Annotated in this window: 15 protein-coding genes; 3 read left to right on the top strand and 12 right to left on the bottom strand. The window is 72.2% G+C overall.

Annotated features, from left to right (window positions below; genetic code table 11):
• Window positions 1-65 precede the first annotated feature (65 nt).
• Together ABZ464_RS20525 and ABZ464_RS20520 are read right to left on the bottom strand one after the other, a co-directional pair.
• Window positions 66-1,574, bottom strand: a complete 1,509-nt coding sequence (locus tag ABZ464_RS20525; protein WP_359278926.1) for a metallophosphoesterase — start codon at window positions 1,572-1,574, stop codon at window positions 66-68.
• A gap of 34 nt (window positions 1,575-1,608) precedes the next feature.
• A complete protein-coding gene (locus ABZ464_RS20520) occupies window positions 1,609-2,421 on the bottom strand; it encodes an MHYT domain-containing protein (protein WP_359278924.1) in 813 nt (270 codons plus the stop codon).
• 364 nt (window positions 2,422-2,785) lie between these two features.
• Between ABZ464_RS20520 and ABZ464_RS20515 the strand changes: the two genes are divergently transcribed.
• A complete protein-coding gene (locus tag ABZ464_RS20515) occupies window positions 2,786-5,185 on the top strand; it encodes a M4 family metallopeptidase (protein WP_359278922.1) in 2,400 nt (799 codons plus the stop codon).
• On the opposite strand, the gene ABZ464_RS20510 is transcribed toward ABZ464_RS20515, so the two are convergent.
• Window positions 5,154-6,386, bottom strand: a complete 1,233-nt coding sequence (locus tag ABZ464_RS20510; RefSeq protein WP_359278920.1) for a beta-1,3-glucanase family protein — start codon at window positions 6,384-6,386, stop codon at window positions 5,154-5,156. The genes ABZ464_RS20515 and ABZ464_RS20510 overlap by 32 nt on opposite strands.
• A gap of 60 nt (window positions 6,387-6,446) precedes the next feature.
• Window positions 6,447-7,202 carry a dienelactone hydrolase family protein gene (locus tag ABZ464_RS20505; protein ID WP_359278919.1) on the bottom strand — a complete coding sequence of 252 codons (756 nt, stop codon included), beginning with the start codon at window positions 7,200-7,202 and terminating at the stop codon, window positions 6,447-6,449.
• A gap of 208 nt (window positions 7,203-7,410) precedes the next feature.
• Here ABZ464_RS20505 and ABZ464_RS20500 point away from each other — a divergent pair, with 208 nt between their 5' ends.
• Window positions 7,411-10,785 (top strand): S8 family serine peptidase, encoded by a 3,375-nt coding sequence (locus ABZ464_RS20500; protein WP_359278917.1) that lies wholly within the window; start codon window positions 7,411-7,413, stop codon window positions 10,783-10,785.
• An 84-nt stretch (window positions 10,786-10,869) separates the two neighbouring features.
• On the opposite strand, the gene ABZ464_RS20495 is transcribed toward ABZ464_RS20500, so the two are convergent.
• Together ABZ464_RS20495 and ABZ464_RS20490 are read right to left on the bottom strand one after the other, a co-directional pair.
• A complete protein-coding gene (locus ABZ464_RS20495) occupies window positions 10,870-11,490 on the bottom strand; it encodes an L-threonylcarbamoyladenylate synthase (protein WP_359278915.1) in 621 nt (206 codons plus the stop codon).
• 22 nt (window positions 11,491-11,512) lie between these two features.
• Entirely contained in the window at window positions 11,513-12,106 is a 594-nt protein-coding gene (locus ABZ464_RS20490; protein ID WP_359278913.1) for a helix-turn-helix domain-containing protein, read from the bottom strand.
• A gap of 208 nt (window positions 12,107-12,314) precedes the next feature.
• Between ABZ464_RS20490 and ABZ464_RS20485 the strand changes: the two genes are divergently transcribed.
• The gene (locus ABZ464_RS20485) at window positions 12,315-13,808 is read left to right on the top strand and encodes a helix-turn-helix domain-containing protein (RefSeq protein ID WP_359279011.1); all 1,494 of its coding nucleotides are present in this window, start codon (window positions 12,315-12,317) and stop codon (window positions 13,806-13,808) included.
• A 176-nt stretch (window positions 13,809-13,984) separates the two neighbouring features.
• On the opposite strand, the gene ABZ464_RS20480 is transcribed toward ABZ464_RS20485, so the two are convergent.
• Genes ABZ464_RS20480 through ABZ464_RS20455 form a run of 6 tightly spaced genes read right to left on the bottom strand, consistent with a single transcriptional unit; the run spans window position 13,985 to window position 19,291 of the window.
• The gene (locus tag ABZ464_RS20480; protein WP_359278911.1) at window positions 13,985-15,202 is read right to left on the bottom strand and encodes a cytochrome P450; all 1,218 of its coding nucleotides are present in this window, start codon (window positions 15,200-15,202) and stop codon (window positions 13,985-13,987) included.
• A complete protein-coding gene (locus ABZ464_RS20475; protein WP_359278909.1) occupies window positions 15,199-16,479 on the bottom strand; it encodes a cytochrome P450 in 1,281 nt (426 codons plus the stop codon). The genes ABZ464_RS20480 and ABZ464_RS20475 overlap by 4 nt, the downstream gene beginning before the upstream one ends.
• Window positions 16,476-17,123: an ATP/GTP-binding protein gene (locus ABZ464_RS20470; RefSeq protein ID WP_359278907.1), complete on the bottom strand. Its 648-nt coding sequence runs from the start codon at window positions 17,121-17,123 to the stop codon at window positions 16,476-16,478. Before ABZ464_RS20470 ends, ABZ464_RS20475 begins: the two co-directional genes overlap by 4 nt.
• A complete protein-coding gene (locus tag ABZ464_RS20465) occupies window positions 17,095-17,481 on the bottom strand; it encodes a DUF742 domain-containing protein (protein ID WP_359278905.1) in 387 nt (128 codons plus the stop codon). Before ABZ464_RS20465 ends, ABZ464_RS20470 begins: the two co-directional genes overlap by 29 nt.
• Window positions 17,478-17,900, bottom strand: coding sequence for a roadblock/LC7 domain-containing protein (locus tag ABZ464_RS20460; protein WP_359278903.1), 423 nt, complete (start codon window positions 17,898-17,900; stop codon window positions 17,478-17,480). The genes ABZ464_RS20465 and ABZ464_RS20460 overlap by 4 nt, the downstream gene beginning before the upstream one ends.
• Window positions 17,897-19,291 (bottom strand): ATP-binding protein, encoded by a 1,395-nt coding sequence (locus ABZ464_RS20455; protein ID WP_359278901.1) that lies wholly within the window; start codon window positions 19,289-19,291, stop codon window positions 17,897-17,899. The genes ABZ464_RS20460 and ABZ464_RS20455 overlap by 4 nt, the downstream gene beginning before the upstream one ends.
• Window positions 19,292-19,362: the final 71 nt, after the last annotated feature.

The raw sequence follows: 19,362 nt of genomic DNA, 5'->3' as shown, positions 1-19,362 counted from the left end.
GCTCCTCCAACGGTCGTACAGCGGTTCTCCCCCGATTGTGACAGCCGAACATTGCGGGCGTGTGATCAGATCGCGAGCGGGATGACCACCTCGTCCTCGACCGGGGGGTTCAGCTCCTGGGCGCGGTTGCCGGTGGCCGCGTGACAGCGGAGACGGATCGACTCCGGGGTGACGTCCAGGCGCAGGAAACACTTGAAGAAGGGCGGGCTGTACGTCGCGGAGCTCGGGGAGAACAGCTGCGTGTAGATCTTGCGCACCGGGAGGCGCAGGCGCCGCCGGCGTTCCGGACGGCTGCCGGTGCCCAGCAGACCGGCGATCAGCCGGATCCGGCGGGTGACCCGGACCTCCGGCCCGGGGGTGCGGGTGGCCGGGATGCCGAGCCGTTCGGCGACGACGGCCTGGGCCTCGGCCTCGCTGAGGGCGAAGAGGCGGCGCAGCCGCAGCCGGCGGCCGTAGAGCCTGCTGTAGAAGGCGAGGGAGTCGCCGCGCAGCGGGTAGCAGCGGAAGTCCCGCTCGGTGACCCCGGCGATCGAGACCCGGGGAATGGTGTGCGTGGCGTGCATGAAGGCCCCGCCGCCGCCCGACACGACGTACTGCAGGGTGCGGCCGTCCGCCAACCGCACCGGATAGCGCTGGTAGTTGTGGATGTCGCCGCCGATCGCGGCCACATAGTGGTGCTCCGGCGCGCGCACGATCTCGTCGACCGTCCCCCCGCCCTCGATGGGGCAGGGGTGGTGCTCTCCGTCGACGTACAGCGGCGAGCCGGTGACGAGTATCTTCGGGCGGGGCCCCCGGGACACCTCGCGCAGCCACGCGCCCTGTGCGGCGTCGAGGGTGCCCAGCAGACCGGTGTCTATGCCGATGATCCGCACCGGCCCGGCGTCGATCGCCCAGTACGGCCCGGGCTGTACGGCCTGTTGGTCCGCCGCCGACCGTGACTTGCGGGCTTCGTCGAGGTGCCGGCCGTCGTGCGGGCGCGGCCGGTGCCACAGCAGCGAGCGCAGCCAGGCGCCGGTGAGCGGGCGGGCCGCGGGTTCGGCGGGCAGCGGCGGGGCGTCGTCGCAGAAGACGCGCATGAACCCGCCGAGGTCCTCGTACCAGTCGTGGTTCCCCGGTATCGCGTAGATGGGCGCGCGGTAGTCCCGGTACGGGCGGAAGAACTTGGTGCCGTAGTCGTCCGCGCTGCCGACCGGGTAGATGACGTCGCTGGCGAGGACGGTGAAGGCGGTGCCCTGACTCACCTTCAGGAATCCCGGCACGACGGCGTACTGGGGATCGTCGCCCTCTCCGGTGTCGCCGATGACCATGAAGGAGAAGCGGTCCGGGTCCGCGCGTCGGATCACCTTGTCGGCGGGTGCCCCGGCGGCCTGCCGCTGCTCCACCCACCGGTCCCGGGTACGGCCCGTGGGGTCCCCGAACCAGGAGGCCAGCACCCCGTTGCGGGCGGCCCACAGCATCCGTGGATCGAGCCAGGAGATCTTCTCGACCCGGCCGGGCATCAGCGTCCGGTACGCGCCGGGTTCCGCCTCGCCCCAGCCGGCGCCCGCGGCGGTATCACGTGAGGAGTCAGACACGGGGTGCACCGTAGCAATGATCGACGCGCGCCTCTCAACCGCCGCTCCACGACCGGCTGACCTGCCTCTTGGCGGTCTCGGTCCGCTCCTTCGGCGCGAGCCGGTTCCACTCCCCGTCGCCGAGCACCAGCAGCGGGTCGAACATCACCACCACACCCGCGAGGAGCAGGAAGATCACCGGCCCGATCAGCATCGGCAGCAGCAGCGAGGTGGGGGAGTCGCCGGCCCACGACGACGTGGTGCCGTGCACATGGACGCCGACCGCGGCCATCGCCGTGTAGTGCATCCCGGACACCGCGAGGCCCATCAGCAGGCTGGCGCCCAGACTCGTCAGAAGGCCGCGGACCGTGACGGCCGCCCACAGCGCGGCGGTGGCCGCGACGACCGCGATCAGCACCGAGAGGGCGACCAGGAGCGGGTCGTAGGCGATGCGGCCGTTGAACCGCATCGCCGCCATGCCCAGGTAGTGCATCGCGGCGACACCGAGACCGGTGAGGGCACCCGCGAGCGGCAGCGCGCCGCGGCCCGCTCCCCGGCGGCCGACGAGGAACACGCCGACACCGACCACGGCCACCGCGACCACGAGGCTGAGCACGGTCAGTCCGACGTCGTAGCCGATCCGGGTCTCCTTCACCCGGAAGCCGATCATCGCGATGAAGTGCATGGTCCAGATGCCGCAGCCGATCGACGCGGCCCCGAGCGCCAGCCAGCCCGCCCTGAAGGAGTCCTTGTCCATCAGCGACCGCACGATGCAGCGCAGCCCCAGGGCCCCTCCCAGGCACGCCATCAGATAGGCCGCCACCGGCGTCACGATGCCGTACCGGAAGCCGTCAATCGTGCCTTCCATCGCCAACTCCCCCCAGAGTCACGCATGTTCGTGGAGGATTGTCTACGTGTAAGAGTGGGGTGAGGGCAAGCGGTTCCCGCGTGTCGCGCACGACGGACAGTGAAGACACAGCCTGCTCACAGACATGCCGGGGGGTGACGGTCCGCGTCGGGCCCGGCACCGAGGGATAACCCTCGAAGCGTCCTGCTCGGGCTGACATGTAACCGTCAACCCTGCCATCCTCCCTCCCAACTACCGCACACCAGCGGCACGTTGCCCCCACCTTGTTCCACGGTCCCGCACAACTCGGCTCGTCCCGGACAGCACACCCGTCTGCCCGGTCTGTCACCGGCCGTACCCCGCGGCCGCCGCAGTAGGAGAACGAGTGAGATCCAACCCCCGCAAGCGGACCGCGGTCGGAGCAGCCCTGCTCTCCACCGCCGCCCTTCTGGCCCTCGGCGTCCAGTCGGTTCCGGCAGCCGCGAAGCCCGCAGCCCCCCACCCCACCCCCCTGCGCAGCGGCGGCCTCGCCGCCGACGTCACGCCCGCCCAGCGCACCGCGCTCATCAAGGGCGCCCAGGCGAAGACGGAACAGACGACGGAGTCCCTGGGCCTGCCCGCCCAGACGAAGCTCATCGTCAAGGACGTCGTCAAGGACAACGACGGCACCGTGCACACGCGCTACGAGCGCACCTACGCCGGACTGCCCGTCCTCGGCGGCGACTTCGTCGTGCACACGGCCCCGGCCTCGCTGGCCGCCGGCACCGTGAGCACGACGTTCAACAACAACCGCCGCGCCATCTCGGTCAAGTCGACCAAGGCGACGTACAGCAAGGCCTCCGCCGAGACCAAGGCCCTGAAGCGGGCCGCGGCGCTCGACGCGACGGACCCCGCCACGCAGAGCGCCCGCAAGGTGATCTGGGCCGGCGAGGGCACGCCGAAGCTCGCCTGGGAGACGGTGGTCAGCGGTCTGCAGGACGACGGCACGCCGAGCCGCCTGCACGTCGTCACCGACGCCCTGACCGGAGCGAAGCTCTCCGAGTTCCAGGACATCAAGACCGGTACCGGCAACAGCCAGTACAGCGGCACCGTCACCATCGGCACCACGCTGTCCGGGTCGACGTACCAGCTGTACGACACCACGCGCGGCGGCCACAAGACGTACAGCCTCAACAACGGCACGTCGGGCACCGGCACCCTGATGACCGACACCGACGACGTGTGGGGCACCGGATCCGGCTCCAACACCCAGACCGCCGGTGTCGACGCCCACTACGGCGCGCAGGTCACCTGGGACTTCTACAAGAACACCTTCGGGCGCAGCGGCATCAAGAACGACGGCGTCGCCGCCTACTCGCGCGTCCACTACAGCACGGCGTACGTCAACGCCTTCTGGGACGACGACTGCTTCTGCATGACCTACGGCGACGGCTCCGGCAGCACCCACGCGCTGACCTCGCTCGACGTCGCCGGCCACGAGATGAGCCACGGTGTCACCTCCAACACCGCGGGCCTGAACTACTCGGGCGAGCCGGGCGGTCTGAACGAGGCGACCTCGGACATCTTCGGCACGGGTGTCGAGTTCTACGCGGCCAACTCCAACGACGTCGGTGACTACCTCATCGGCGAGGAGATCGACATCAACGGGGACGGCACCCCGCTGCGCTACATGGACGAACCCGACAAGGACGGCGGCTCCGCCGACAGCTGGTACTCCGGCGTCGGCAACCTCGACGTCCACTACTCCTCGGGCCCGGCGAACCACATGTTCTACCTGCTCTCCGAGGGCAGCGGCAGCAAGACCATCAACGGCGTCACCTACAACAGCCCGACCTCCGACGGCGTCGCCGTCGCCGGCATCGGCCGGGCCGCGGCGCTGCAGATCTGGTACAAGGCGCTGACGACGTACATGACGTCCAGCACCAACTACGCGGGCGCCCGCACCGCCGCCCTGAACGCCGCCACGGCGCTCTACGGCTCCAGCTCCACCCAGTACGCGGGCGTCGGCAACGCCTTCGCCGGCATCAACGTCGGCAGCCACATCACGGTCCCGTCGACCGGCGTCACGGTCACCAACCCGGGCAGCCAGTCCACGACCGTCGGCACCGCGGTCAGCCTGCAGATCTCGGCCAGCAGCACCAACAGCGGCACGCTGACCTACGCCGCGTCCGGTCTGCCCACCGGCCTGTCGATCAGCTCGACCGGTCTGATCTCGGGCACACCGACCACGGCCGGCTCCTACAGCACCACCGTCACGGTGACGGACTCCACCGGCGCCACCGGCACCGCGTCCTTCACCTGGACGATCAGCTCCTCGGGCGGCGGCTCCTGCACCTCGACCCAGCTGCTGGGCAACAACGGCTTCGAGTCCGGCAACACCACCTGGACGGCGTCGAGCGGTGTCATCACCAACTCGAGCAGCCAGGCGGCCCGCACCGGCTCGTACAAGGCGTGGCTCGACGGCTACGGCTCGACGCACACCGACACGCTGTCCCAGTCGGTGACGATCCCGAGCGGCTGCACCAACACCACGTTCACCTTCTACATCCACATCGACACGGCCGAGACCACCACCAGCACCCAGTACGACAAGCTGACGGTCACCGCCGGATCGACCACCCTGGCCACGTACTCGAACCTCAACGCGGCCTCCGGGTACGTCCAGAAGTCCTTCAGCCTCGGCTCCTACGCGGGCTCGACGGTGGCGCTGAAGTTCACCGGCGTCGAGGACTCCTCGCTCCAGACCAGCTTCGTCATCGACGACACCGCCGTGACGACCGGCTGATCCGCACCACCTGACCGACGTCCCGCACGCAGGCTCCCCCCGCGTGCGGGACGTCGTCGTGGACGAGGGACTCCTGCTGTCCCACGTCGTCGAAGGCGAACGTGTACGCCTTCCCGTCGGCCGTCCGAGCGTGGATCGCGCGGGCGTAGTGGTTGGTCACCGCGTCCTGGTGGAAGTTCGCCGCGGTGGTGTCCGGCTGGTCGGGGTCGATCAGGAGCGTCGACCGGTTGAAGCCGGCGCACAGCGTGCGCGAGATCGGCCCGCGCACGGCGTCGTTCGGGGCCACCAGCAGCTTGTGGCAGCCGAAGACACTGGCCGCGTCCGGCTTCCGGAAACCGGTGACGACCGCGCCGGAGGCGTCGGTGAAGTTCATGACCCCGCCCGAGACCCGGCCGTGGTACTTCGTGCCGGGCTGGTCGGCGAACGGCGTCACGGTCAGCGTCGTGGTCGTGTACTTCTGCCGGACGCGGTCGACGTAGTCGTCCATGACGGTCGCCGGAAGGGCGCCGGTCTCCACCCCGTACAGCGGCGAGAGCGCACGCAGGACCGTGTCGTCGGAGCGGGTCCGGATCAGGTTCGCCCAGCCGCCGGACCGACCGCGCAGGGCGTCGAGGACCCCGTTGTAGCCGCCCGCCTTGAGGTGCCCGGTGCTCACCGTGGCGCCGTCGGCGCGCTGCACACCGACCGCGTAGGGCGCGGAGAACATGTCGACCTGGGTGCTGTTCAGCCACAGGCCGGAGTCGTCGAGCGTGTACTCCGACCAGTTGAACAGGATGTCCCGGTTGGGGTCGCTCGGGTTCTGCACGGCCGGCTGCACCAGCCCGCCGGTGGTCAGCTGGAACACGAGCTTGCGGCCGTACGAGAAGTAGATCCGGCCGGAGAACCTGGGGATCCGGATGGTTGTCGACCGCCCGGCCGCAGGGCCGGGGATCGAGGCGTCCGGGGCCGGTGTGGGCGGGTTGCCTCCGGCGGGCCAGGCGTGGAAGCCGCCGTTCGCGTCCGCCCAGCCCTGCTGACCGGTCGTCAGCAGAGTGCCGGGGTCGTAGACGTAGAGGGCCTCGCCGCGGCCCGAGTCGTTGGTGATCGTGAGCGGGACGGCGTCGGGGACGGCGGCCCCGGCCGGTGGTCCCAGGGTGAGCAGCGCGCCGACGAGCGCGACCGCCCCGAGCAGTGCCGTGATGTCACACCGGGGTGTGCTCATGTCAACGAAACGGACCGAAGAGGGCGCCCGGGGACGTGGCCGGCCCCGGGCGCCCCGCCGTCAGAAGGTCCGCTTCAGCAGGTCCAGCAGCGCCGCCCAGTGCCGCTCCGCCGCCGCCTCGTCGTACGACGCGGTGTCGGCCTGGGTGAAGCCGTGCCGCGCGCCCTCGTAGACCTCGCAGGTGTGCCGTACGCCGGCCGCCGTCAGGGTGTCCTCCAGCCGCTGGATCTGCTCGGGCGGCAGCGACTGGTCGTTGTCCGCGTGACCGAAGTAGAGCTCGGCGGTGATCCGTTCGGCCACCAGGTGCGGGCTCTCCGGGGTGTCGGTGGCGAGCCGTCCGCCGTGGAAGCCCGCCGCCGCCGCGACCCGCTCGGGATGGGTGCCGGCGGTCAGCAGGGAGAGCCGGGCGCCCATGCAGTACCCGGTGAGCGCGACCGGGCCGTCCGCGACCAGCGGGCTCTCCTCCAGCCAGCGCAGATAGGCGCCGGCGTCCCGCTCGGTGAGGTCGTTCGTCAGGGACTGCATGATCGGCATCAGACTGCCGAAGATCTCCGGCCGCGCGGCGGGGTCGATGAACTCCGGCATCTCCACCACCGGCGCCCGCCCGTGACGGTAGAACACGTTGGGCACCAGGACCGTGTAGCCCGCCGCCGCGAGCCGGTCGGCCATCGCCTTCAGATGCGGGCGCAGTCCGAACGCGTCCTGGTACAGCAGAACGCCCGGCCGGGGCGTCCCGTCGCCGGGATGGGCGAGGTAGGCGTCCGCGACGCCGTCCTCGGTGGGGATGTCCACGGCGGTTCCCTGTACGGAGGTCATGGGGGGTGCCTCTCTGCGCGGTTCACGGGTGCGGCGGCACTCATCGTTGCACGCACCACCCAACCGCCCACGAGGCCCCCCGCCCAGCCGCCGTTGCCGTTCCGTTATCGCTCGGTCCAGGCCCGGTCACAAGCCCGCTGCACCCTCGTGGACCGTGATCATGCACGGCCTCCCCGCGGCCCTTTCCGAGATGAGACAGGTGATCAGCATGTCCGGATCCCCCAACAGAGGTTTACGAGTCGCGGCGGTGATCGCCATGGCGGTCGTCCTGGCCGCGACCGGGACACCGGTCATGAGCCAGACCTTGGCGGCGGCCGCCGACGCGCCGATCGGCGCGAAGAGCGTACGCACGGTGACGCTGATCACGGGTGACAGGGTGTCGGTCGCCCCGGACGGCTCCGTCACCGGGATCCAGCGGGCCAAGGGCCGCGAGAAGGCCTCGTTCCAGGTCCGGAAGATCGACGGGGACACCTATGTCGTTCCCGGCGACGCGGCGCTGCCGATGATCCAGGGCAAGCTCGACCGGCGGCTGTTCGACGTGACGCGGCTGCTCGCGGACGGCTACGCCGACAAGAACGGGTCCGACCTGCCGCTCATCGTCACCTACACCGGGGACGGGACGCCCGCCGCGAGCGCCTTCCGCCCCGCGCGGGCGAAGGTGAGCAGGACGCTCGACGAGGTCAACGGCGTGGCGCTGCGCGCCGACCGGCGCGGGGGTGCCGCGTTCTGGGACACCTTCACCGACGGCGGCGACCGCGGCGAGGGCACCGCGCGCCTGACCGGGTCGCCCGCGGTGAAGAAGGTGGAGAAGGTCTGGCTGGACGGCAGGCGCAAGGTCACCCTGGACCGGAGCGTGCCCCAGATCGGCGCGCCGACCGCCTGGGACGCGGGGTACGACGGCACGGGCGTCAAGGTCGCCGTCCTGGACACCGGTGTGGACCGCAACCACCCCGACCTGGCGGGCCAGGTGATCGCCCACCGGAACTTCTCCGATCCCGGCTCCGAGGACAACGTCGACGTCAACGGCCACGGTACGCACGTCGCCTCCACCATCGCCGGTACGGGCGCCGAGTCGCAGGGCAGGTACAAGGGCGTCGCGCCGGGCGCGCGCATCCTGGACGGCAAGATCCTGAACGACCGGGGTTACGGCTGGGACTCCGACATCATCGCGGGCATGGAGTGGGCGGTCGCCGAGGACGCCGACGTCGTCAGCATGAGCCTGGGCGGCACCGACACCCTGGGCGTCGACCCGCTGGAGGAGACGGTCAACCGTCTCTCGGCCACGACGGACACCCTGTTCGTCATCGCCGCGGGCAACGAGGGCTACGCCGGCGAGAGCACCGTCGGATCGCCCGGCAGCGCCGAGTCCGCGCTGACGGTCGGCGCGGTGGACAAGGACGACCGGCTCGCCGACTTCTCCAGCCGCGGCCCGCGCGTCGGGGACGGCGGGCTCAAGCCGGACCTGACCGCACCGGGTGTCGACATCACGGCCGCGGCCTCCACCACGAGCGACATCGAGGACCACTACCCCTCCGGGACGCCCGGCTACGCCACGCTGAGCGGCACCTCGATGGCCACCCCGCACGTCGCGGGCGCCGCCGCCCTCCTGGCGCAGGAGCACCCGGACTGGACCGGTGAGCGGATCAAGGCCGTGCTGACCGGCTCCACCGAGCCCGGCCCGTACAGCGCGTACCAGCAGGGCACCGGCCGCACCGACGTGGCGCGGGCGATCGGGCAGACCGTCGTCGCCGAGAACGGCCCGATCGGCTTCGGCCGGCCCGCGTGGCCGCACACCGACGACGAGCCGGTGACCAAGGAGATCACCTACCGCAACCTCGGCACCGCGCCCGTAGTCCTGGACCTGTCGATGGACGCGCTCGGAGTGGACGGCAAGCCCGCCCCCGAGGGCCTGTTCGCCATCTCGGCGCGGCAGGTGACCGTCCCCGCGGGCGGTACCGCGAGCGTCACGGTGACCGCCGACACCCGGGTCGGCGGCGAGGTGTACGGCTCCTGGGGCGGCTCGGTGACCGCGGCCTCGGCCGACGGCCGCACCTCGGTGCGCACCGCGTTCGGCGTGGAGCGCGAGGCCGAGTCGTACAACCTGACCATCAAGCAGCTCGACGACGAGGGCAAGCCGTCCGGCAACGGCTACACGATGATCGACGGCCGGGACCGCGCCTACACCGCCGACCTCGCCGAGTCGGACGGTGAGGCCACCGTGCGCCTGCCCAAGGGCAGTTACGCCCTCACCGGGATTCTCGGCGGGGCCGACGAGTCCGCCGCGGACTCGTACTTCCTGGCCCCGACCGTGGAGCTGGACAAGGACACCACGATCGTCATGGACGCCCGCGAGGCCGAGTCCGCGCGGATCACCCTGCCCGACGCCGAGGCGAAGAGCACCCACGCCCAGCTGATGCCGGGCTACACGAACACGGACGGGACGGCCCTCGACACCGTCTCCGTCTTCGCCTTCCCCGACTTCCAGAGCTTCAAGGTCGGGCAGATCGGCGACGAGACGCCGAAGGACGTGGCGTACGCCCAGTACAGCGGCTTCTGGACGCGCGAGGACGCCGACGGGCGCGCCGTGACCTACCGCATGGCGTGGAACCGTACGGGTTCGCTCGGCGGCTTCACCGCGGACGTCCGGCGCGAGGACCTCGCCAGGATCGACATGACGTTCGGCGCGCCCCTCCGGGACACCGGGATGGTCTACGCGATGCCCTACTCGCCCGACGAGCGGATCGCGGCCGACTTCAGCACCCCCGTCTGGCGGGACCTGCCGCAGCGGACCACCGAGTACATCCTCGGCAACGGCGTGAAGTGGGCGTACGCCGCGGAACAGTGGAACTCGCTGTCCTCGCTCCAGGGGCAGTTCAAGGCGTACGAGCCGGGCAGGAGCTACACCAAGCGGCTCAACATCGGTGTCTTCGGTCCGTCCCTGCCCTCGTCCCAGGGCGAACCGGCGGACCTGCGTCCCGGGCTCGCGCGGCGCGGGAACACCGTGAAGGCGGTCATGCCCCTGTTCGGCGACGGCGAAGGGAACGTGGGCTCCAGCCCCTACACGCTGGACGCCTCGCTCCGCGCCGACGGCGAGGAGATCCCCGTCAACGGCGATCCGCTGTACCGCGCCGAGTACACCGTTCCCGCGGAGGCCCACCGGTACGAGCTGACCCTCGACGCGACCCGGGACCCCGAGATGCACCCGGTCAGCACCCGGGTGCGGGCGCGGTGGACGTTCCGCTCGGCGGAGGCGGCCGACGACAGCTGGACCAGGCTGCCGCTGTCCGTGGTCCGGTTCTCCCCCGAGCTGTCGCCCACCAGCACCGCCAAGGCGGGCCGACGGTTCGAGGTGCCCTTCACCGTGGAGGGCGCCGCCGACCGGCGGACCGTCAAGAAGCTGACGTTCGAGGTGTCGTACGACGAGGGCGGGACCTGGACGCCCGCGCGGACCGTGCACGGCAACCGGCTGTCGCTCGAGCACCCCGCCGCGCCGGGCACCGTCTCCCTGCGGGCCAGGCTGACCGACCGTGACGGCAACACCCTGGTCCAGACGATCGACCGGGCCTACCTCACGGTCCGGTAGGCGGACGAGCACACGGCGTGTCGGGGACCCGCTCCCGTCCCGGACACGCCGTCCTCGGCCGTGCGGCTGTCGCCGGCCGCCGGCTCACTCGAACCGCGAGGTGTCCCCGGCCCCGTGCCGGACGACCACCGCCTCGCCCTCGGAGAAGTCGATGACCGTGGTCGGCTCGGTGCCGCAGTCCCCGGAGTCGACCACCCCGTCCACCACATGGTCGAGCTGGTCCTTGATCTCCCAGCCCTGCGTCATCGGCTCCTCCTCGCCGGGCAGCAACAGCGTGCTCGACAGCAGGGGTTCGCCGAGCTCGGTGAGGAGCGCCTGGGTGACGACGTGGTCGGGGATGCGCACGCCCACCGTCTTCTTCTTCGGGTGCTGGAGCATGCGCGGCACCTCCCTCGTCGCCGGGAGGATGAAGGTGTAGCTGCCCGGCGTCGTCGCCTTGACCGCGCGGAACACGTCGTTGTCCACCCGCACGAACTGCCCGAGCTGGGCGAAGTCCTGGCACACGAGTGTGAAGTGGTGCCGGTCGTCCAGTTTGCGGATGGCCCGGATCCGGTCGATGCCGTCCTTGCTGCCCAGCCGGCAGCCCAGCGCGTAGCAGGAGTCCGTCGGGTACGCGATCAGCGCGTCCTCCCGGATGGCCTGCGCGATCTGAGCGATGGTGCGCGGCTGGGGGTTGTCGGGGTGCACGTCGTAGTACTTGGCCATTGGCCGAGCTTATCCGTGGACCCTATTCCGTGGATCGGCCGAGCAGCTGCACCCAGCTGTCCGTGAGCAGACCGAGCGCGGTCTCCGGCTCGCCCTGCCAGCCGTGCCGCATCCACTGCCGGGCCAGCCGGTCGAGCTGGGCGAGCGCGAGGAAGCCGCGGATGCGCCGGGAGCCCGGATCGAACCGGCCGGCCCGGTCGAGGGCGGCCTGGACGTCGGCGACCAGCCCGTCGAACCGGCCCTCCACCAGCTCACGCACCTCCGCGTCCACGGCCGCCGCCTCCTCCGCGGCCAGGACGTACGGCCGGGTCGCCGGCCAGCGCTCCGCCGTGGCGCCCAGCCAGGCCCCGATGCCGTCCCGCCCGCCCTCGCGCACGACGCCGACCAGACCCTCGGTGTCCTCGACGGTCAGCTCCGCCAGCTCGGCGCAGAGCGCCGTCATCAGGGCCGTGCGGGAGGGGAAGTACGCGTAGAAGGTCACCCGGGTGGTGCCCGCGGCCCTCGCGATGTCGTCGACCGTCGTCCCCGCGTAGCCGTGCTTCCCGAACAGCTCCAGGGCCGTCGACAGCAGCAGCCGACGGGTCCTCTCCTTCTGGGCGGCACGCAGATGGGCCACGGCCCCATCGTACGGCGCACCTCTCGCCCCACCCCCACCGACGACGCGAGGGATCCGCGCCGCGTGTCCGGGGTCCCGTCCCGCCACCCCCTGAGATCGCGCCCCAGCCGCCTGAGCTCGGACCCGGTGTTCGTGTGAGGTAACGTCCCCGACCGAAATGACTGGTCCCGGTCCCGAGCGGGCCGGGCGGGACGAGAAGAGCGCGCGCATGGCCGGCCGGGACGACGGGAACCGCCACACCGAGGCGACGGGCGGCGCGGACTCCTCATGGGCGCAGGAACTCCTCGACCACCTGCGCCCCGCCGGGTCCGGCGTCCGCCGGATCGTCGGCTGGCTGGCCACCACCCTCGACGCGAGGGTGTCCCTGCTGGACCGCGGCGGAGAGCCCCTCGCCGGCGAGCGGATGCCGCTGGACGAGGACCTGTTCGCCGACCTCGTCTGCGGCCGCCTCGCCTCCGCCGCCTGGGAGGGCGACGGCCGCCATCTGCGGCTCGTCAGGGTCGAGCTCCCCGGCCCCGGCACGGCCGGTGTCCTCGCCGTCAGCCGGACCTCCCCCTACGACCGGCGCGCCGCCGACATCCTCCAGCGCGCCGCGAGCGTCCTGGAGCTGCTGCTGCGCGCCCAGCAGACCGTGGCCACCGGAGACCGCCTCGCCCGCGCCACCGCCGACCTGCGCCTGGCGATCCTGCAACTGCTCATGGTCGAGGACATCGTCTCCGCCCGCCGGGTCGCCGCCGGACTCTGGCCCGGCCTGCTCGACACCGACACCGCCTGCGTCTACGTCGTCGAGACCAGCCCCGCCGACCGCGACCGCCTCGCCGAGGCCTGCGTCGCGGCCACCGGCGACGAGGCCCTCGTCGTCCGCTGCCCGGCCATGGACGGCCATGTCATCGTCGTCGTCCCCGACGACACCACGGCCGCCGCACTGCGCGCCGTGTGCCACGACACCCCCGACGCGCTGCTCGGCGGCAGCGCCCGGCAGAGTCTCGCCGGCACCGCCACCGCCTACGGCCAAGCCGTCAGCGCGCTCGCCGTCGCCCGCTTCCGCCCCGACCAGAGCGCCGTCTACGCCGAGCGCACCCACCCCGAACGCCTGATGGACCCCGACGTCCTGCGCTCCTGGACCACCCGGCTGCTGCGCCCCCTCGACACCCTCCCGCACCACACCCGTGCCGAACTCCTCGCCACCACCCGGCTCGGCCTGGAGTTCACCGCCGTCAGCGCCGCGAAGGTGCTCGGCGTCAGCCGCAACACCGTCCGCGCCCGCATGGAACGCGTCGAGAACCTGCTCGGCACCGACTTCTCCGACCTCACGGTCCGGGCCACCGTCCATCTGGCACTCAACACCGAGGTCGCCCTCACCGAGGACGCCACGGGCCGCCAGGCCGCCCCCGCCCGGCTCGGCGACCTGCTCACCGGACCCGCCCTCGGCACCTGGGCCAGGGACCTGCTGGCCCGCCTGGACACCGACGCCCGCGATCTGCGCCGCACCCTGCGCGCCTGGATCGCCGCCGGCGGCAACGCCGAACGCGCCGCGCAGCTGCTCGGCGTGCACGCCCAGACCGTGCGCGAACACGTCCGCAGCGCCGAACCCGTCCTCGAACGCCAGCTCCTCGCCTCGGGCAGCGACCTCTACGAAGTCGTCCTCGCGCATCTCGCGACCCGTGAACTCGACCAGCCCGACCTGCGCGGGGACCGCTGAGGGCCAGGGACAGGCCATGGAATCGGGCCATCCGGACTCACCTGTGCACAACTGAGTCCTCGGCACCCGCAAACGGGCATTGCCACGATTCACAAGCCCGTCATCAGGCACGTAGGTTCGAAGCACCGCGGGGGCGCGACCGGTACGGGGGACTGGTCGCACCCTCGCGTGCGCCGTCAGCCGCGCAGCCGCACGGGGATCTCCTGCCAGCCGTACGCGATGAACGACGGCACCTGCTCCAGCTTTCCGTCCGCCGCCCGCAGTTCCGGGAACCGCTCGAACAGCGCGCTCAGCGCGATCGACGCCTCCATCCGCGCCAGCGGCGCCCCGATGCAGCGGTGCACCCCGATCCCGAACGACAGATGGTCCTCCGCCGCGCGCGTCGCGTCGAACACGTCCGCGTCGGGCCCGTAGTGCTCCGGGTCCACATTCGCCGCGGCGTACGTCGTGATGATCGCGTCCCCGGCCGGGATCGTCACCTCGCCGACCTTCAGATCACTCACCGCGAACCGCAACGGCAGCGAGGCGATCGAGGGGTGCGCCCGCAGCGTCTCGTCGATCACCGCGTCCCAGGAGATCTCCCCGCCGCGCACCGCCGCCAGCTGCTCGGGCCGGCCCAGCAGCGCCACCACCGCGTTCCCGACGAGGTTCACGGTCGTCTCGAACCCGGCCCCGATGACCAGCAGCAGCGTGTACAGCAGCTCCTCGTCGCCGAGGCGGTCCCCGTCCTCGTCGCGCACCCGGATCAGCTCGGTCGTCATGTCGTCGCCCGGGTGCTCCGACTTGTGGGCGATCAGCCCGCCGAGGACCGCGCCGATCTGCTCCTGCACGAAGGCGGCGTGCTCCGGGCTCGGATCCGAGGTGTCCATGATCGCCGCGATCAGCCGGGCGACGGAGTCCCGCATCTCCTCCGGCACCCCGAACAGCTCGCAGATGATCCGCATCGGCAGCGGGTGCGCGAGCCCCGCCCTCAGGTCCACCACCTCGCCGCCCCGCTCCAGGTCGTCCAGCAGCTCGGCGGTGATCGCCTCCACCCGCTCCCGCAGCGCCTCGGTGCGCCGGTGCGTGAAGCTCGGCGCGACCAGCCTGCGCAGCCGCGTGTGGTCGGCGCCGTACGTGGACAGCATGTTGACCACCCCGACCCAGCCGAGGATCCAGCCCCAGGACGGGTGCTCGCCGAGCTCCGGCCACAGCCGCCAGTGCTTGCGCGGGTCCTTGCTGACCTCGGGGTCGAGGATCAGCTGTTTCAGCGTGTCGTACCGGGTGGGCGCCCAGGCGGGGATGCCGCCGGGCAGCTCGACGGGCACGACCGCGCCGAGGGCACGCAGCCGGGCGCTCTCGGCGGTGATGTCGGCACCGAGCGGGTCGAGGGCGATGCGGTCGGTCACGGTCACGAAGGCACTCCTGGCTGGTCGAACGGCTGGTGCAACCGCTGGTCGAACGGCTGGTCGGACGAGGGCGAGCGCGGGCTGAAACGGACGGGCAGGGCGGTCAGCGAGCGATGGAACGGCCCGGGCCGCCAGGACAGCCGTGCGCGGGGCAGCACCGGGTCCAGGTCCGGCAGCCACTGGGTGAGCTGCTCGATCGCCTCGGTCACGAGCAGCAGCGTGTGCTGCTTGACCGGGCAGGCGTGCGCGCCCGCGCCCCACGACAGGTGCGAGGCGTCGTTCGGATGCCGGCCCTCGGTGACCTCCTGCTCCGAGAAGTGCCCGAGCGCCCCGTACGACACCACCACGGGCACCGCGTCCCGCAGCCACACCCCGTGGAAGGAGACGGGTCTGCGCGCGTAGTAGATGCCGTAGTTGGCGAGCGGGGTCTCGTGGTGCAGCACCTCCACCACCGCGTCCAGCACCGGGCGGGCGCCGCTGGTGAGGGTGGAGTAGTAGGCCGGGTTGCCGAGGATCCGGGACAGGGTGTTGGACAGCAGGTTCGCGGTCGGCTCGTAGCCCGCCCCGAGAGTGAGGAACACCTGCCAGGTGACCTCCTCGCGGGTCAGCCGGGCCGGATGGTCCAGCAGCCGGCTCGGCAGATCGTCCCCCGGTGTGCGCGCCTTGGCGTCGATCAGTTCCAGGACGTACTGGGCGTACTGGGCCTCGCCCTCGGCGGCCTGCGCGCCGCCCTCCATCATCTTGCCCAGGCTGTCGTTGAGCCGGTCGCCCTCGTGGTCCGGCAGTCCGAACAGGTCGTTGAGCACCAGCGCCAGCAGCGGGCGCGCGAAGTCCCCGACCAGATCGGCCTCGCCGCGCGGACCGATCCGGCCCGCGAGCAGGCGTACCGCCCGGTGCACCCGGCCGCGCAGATCGTACGGCTCCACCAGGTCGAACACATCGATCAGCGTGGTGCGGTAGCGGGCGTGGGCGGCGCCGTCGGAGAACAGCGCGTTGGGCCGCCAGCGCATCATGCCGAGCACCGGCGAGTCGACCGGGACGGTGGTCTCCCAGGCCCTCGGGTCGTGCGAGAACGTCTCGTCGTCGTGCAGCACGTCCAGCGCGGCCCGCCGGTCCGTCACCACGTACGCGGGCACCCCGGGCGCCAGCTCCGCCCAGCCCACCGGCCCCTGGGCGCGCAGCGCGCCGTAGTAGTGGCGCGGGTCCGAGGCGAAGCCCTCCTCCCACAGGCGCACCGGCGCCGAGCGCGAGAAGTCCCGCCGGTCCGGGGGATAGGCGGTCACCGGGCCTCCACCGGGTCACGGGTGAGCAGATGGTCGACCAGCGCCAGTAACGCGTCGATCGAGGAGTTCGCGTCCCGCGCGTCGCAGGTCACCATCGGGGTGTCCGCCTCCAGGTCCAGGGCCCGGCGCAGCTGCTCCACCCCGTGGTGCCGGGGCGCGTCCGGGAACTCGTTGAACGCCACCGCGTACGGCAGTCCGCTCTCCTCGACCAGCCCCAGCACATCGAACGACGCGTCGATCCGGCGGCTGTCCACCAGGACCAGCGCGCCCAGCGCCCCGTAGGCGATGTCGTCCCACAGCGCCCGGAACCGCTCCTGGCCGGGCGTGCCGAACAGATACAGGACCACCCCGCCGGGCAGGCTCAGCCGGCCGAAGTCGATCGCGACGGTCGTCGTCGTCTTGTCCCGCACCCCGGCCAGATCGTCCACGTCCGCGGACGCCTCGCTCAGATGCTCCTCGGTGTGCAGCGGCCGGATCTCCGACACCGAGCCGATCAGGGTCGTCTTGCCCACCCCGAACGGCCCCGCGACCAGGATCTTCACCAGGTCGCGGGCGGTGTCGGGAAGATGGACGCGATCCGTCGTCCGGGGTGCGCCGGTGGTGCTCGAGGGTGCGCTAGTCGTGCTTGAGGGCGCGGAGGCCATCGGCCACTCTCTTCAGCAGGTCGGGGTCGAACCGCCCGGCGGGCGGGATGGGCGGCCGGGCGAGTACCAGGCGCCGGTCGGCGAGGTCGGCCGCCAGCACCCGCACCGCGGACACCGGGAGCCGCAGCAGCGCCGCCGCCTCCACCACGGCCAGCGAGCCGCCCTCCAGCGCTTCCAGCAGGGCGAGTTCCGCGGCGGGCAGTCCCTCGGGCGGGCCTTCGGGCGGGCCCTTGGGCGGCGGCTCGCCGGTGAGGGCGAGCACCGTCAGCCGCTCCATGTGCGGGCGGCTGGGCCGGGCCACGCCCCCGGTCGACAGATACGCGGGGACCAGGGGGCGCCCGGCCGGGCGGCCGGTCATGCCGGCGGGGTGTCGTCGGCTCCTCTGGGCGCGGCCGTCATGGCCTTCTCACCCAGTCGCGCCACCTGGGAGTGCACGCGGTGCGCCAGCAGGTCGAGGCGCGCCTCGACGCCGCCGTACGCCGCGACACAGGTGCCGTGGTCCGTCGGCACGATGAGGACGTACCCGTGGTCGGACTCGATGACGATCTGCCGCACCTCCGCCCGATCCCGGTCGGCGAAGGCGGCCGCGGCGGTCCGGCACGCCCCCTGTACGGTGCTGGTGATGGCGGCCACCCGTTCGGCCGACGGCTGCGACAGCGCGTCGGTGTATCCGGTCACGAGACCGTCCCGGGTGAGCATGACGGCGGCCACCACGTGCGGCACCTGCAGGATCGGCTCCAGCACCCATGCGGTGTCGCCCGTGTCGCGGCTGGTCATCGGGCCGCTCCTCCTTCTGCGTGGTCGGTCTGGTCGGTCTGGTCGGTGTCGACCCCGGCCACCTGCTCGGTGACGGGTTCGTCCGCGCCGGAGCGGGCCGCCGCGGTCCCGGACTGCAGCGCGCCGAGTGCGGCGGCGGCCTCCTCCGGACGGCGGGCCGGCCGGACGGCCGCGGAGTCCTCGGGCACGGCCGCCCGGGTACGGCGGCGGCGCTGGGGCAGGCCGTCGGCGTCCCGGGAGCCGTGGTGCCCGGCGGGCTCCGCGACCGGGTTCTCCGTTCCGTACGTGTGGGAGGGGGCCGTGCGTTCAGGTGCCGGTCTGCGCGTGGTGCGCGGGGCGCTGGCCGCCGGGGGCCGTTCCTCGGGGTCGACCTTGCTGAGCAGATGGCTGTCGACGCGCAGCACCGCGCGCACCCCGCCGTAGGGGGAGGCCGAGGAGACGTCCACGCCGAGGTCGAACTGGCGGGTGAGGCGGCCGATCGCGGCCAGTCCCAGGCGCGGCGGATCGCCCAGCGCGGTCAGCAGGATCGGCTCGTCGCCGGCCACCAGCCGCTGGGCGCGCTCGCGTTCGTCGCGGGTCATGCCGAGGCCCGCGTCGTCGATCGTGACGCACACGCCGTGGTGGACGTGTTCCAGGCCGACCACGACGTCGGTGTCGGGGGAGGAGTGCCGCAGCGCGTTGTCGAGGAGCTCGGCGACGATGATCGCGACCGGCTCGACGGCGTGCGAGACGAGCGCGGTGCCGGGCTCCAGATGGTTGTGGACCCGCACCCGCTGGTAGCCCGCGAGCCGGGCCTGCCCGCCGGTCACCGCGTCCACGACATGGGACTCCTCGCGGGCGAGCCCCACCCAGGCTCCGCAGACCACCGCGGTGACCTGGGCGCGGCGCAGCGACTGCTCGTTCTCGTGGTCGAGCCGGAACAGGGTCTGGGCCAGCTCCGGGTCGTCATAGCGCTGTTGCAGCACGCGCAGCGCGTCCTGGAGGCGGTACAGGGCGGCCTGGATCTCCCGGGTGGCGCCGCGCATCCCGGCCTGCGCGGCGGCGTCGACCCGGGTGCGCTGGGCGAGCACCTCGGACTGCAGCGCGAGCAGCACGTTCTCCAGGGCGATACCGAGCGGGGTGCCGACGGTCAGCGGCTGGAGCGGGCCCGGGACGTCGAGATGCCGATGGGCCACCTGGCGGGCGGCGGCGGGTACGCGGTGGGCCGCCAGATGCTCGACCTCGGCCGTGAACGCCCGGACGGTGCCGTCGAGTTGGGTGCGCAGGGCGGCGATCTCCGCGTGGGCGCGGGCGCGTTCGCGCCGGGCCCGCAGCAGGCCGCCGCCCAGGGCGAGCGCGGACAGTGTGCCGACGGCCAGACCGCCGGCCACCAGGTCCGGTAATTCGATCATCGATTCGGGTTTTCCAGGAAGGGTCGCATCAGGAGGGGTCGCATCGGGGTTCTCGCAGCACAGTACACACC

The sequence above is a fragment of the Streptomyces sp. NPDC005820 genome (assembly GCF_040630255.1).
In the GTDB taxonomy this organism is placed as follows: Bacteria; Actinomycetota; Actinomycetes; order Streptomycetales; family Streptomycetaceae; genus Streptomyces.
This window is presented reverse-complemented; position numbering and strand designations above follow the sequence as displayed.

Coding starts and splice junctions, on each gene's coding strand:
- ABZ464_RS20520 (WP_359278924.1), bottom strand. CDS start 2,421: ATGGAAGGCACGATTGACGGCTTCCGGTACGGCATCGTGACGCCGGTG.
- ABZ464_RS20510 (WP_359278920.1), bottom strand. CDS start 6,386: ATGAGCACACCCCGGTGTGACATCACGGCACTGCTCGGGGCGGTCGCG.
- ABZ464_RS20505 (WP_359278919.1), bottom strand. CDS start 7,202: ATGACCTCCGTACAGGGAACCGCCGTGGACATCCCCACCGAGGACGGC.
- ABZ464_RS20500 (WP_359278917.1), top strand. CDS start 7,411: ATGTCCGGATCCCCCAACAGAGGTTTACGAGTCGCGGCGGTGATCGCC.
- ABZ464_RS20495 (WP_359278915.1), bottom strand. CDS start 11,490: ATGGCCAAGTACTACGACGTGCACCCCGACAACCCCCAGCCGCGCACC.
- ABZ464_RS20485 (WP_359279011.1), top strand. CDS start 12,315: ATGGCCGGCCGGGACGACGGGAACCGCCACACCGAGGCGACGGGCGGC.
- ABZ464_RS20470 (WP_359278907.1), bottom strand. CDS start 17,123: ATGGCCTCCGCGCCCTCAAGCACGACTAGCGCACCCTCGAGCACCACC.
- ABZ464_RS20465 (WP_359278905.1), bottom strand. CDS start 17,481: ATGACCGGCCGCCCGGCCGGGCGCCCCCTGGTCCCCGCGTATCTGTCG.
- ABZ464_RS20460 (WP_359278903.1), bottom strand. CDS start 17,900: ATGACCAGCCGCGACACGGGCGACACCGCATGGGTGCTGGAGCCGATC.
- ABZ464_RS20455 (WP_359278901.1), bottom strand. CDS start 19,291: ATGATCGAATTACCGGACCTGGTGGCCGGCGGTCTGGCCGTCGGCACA.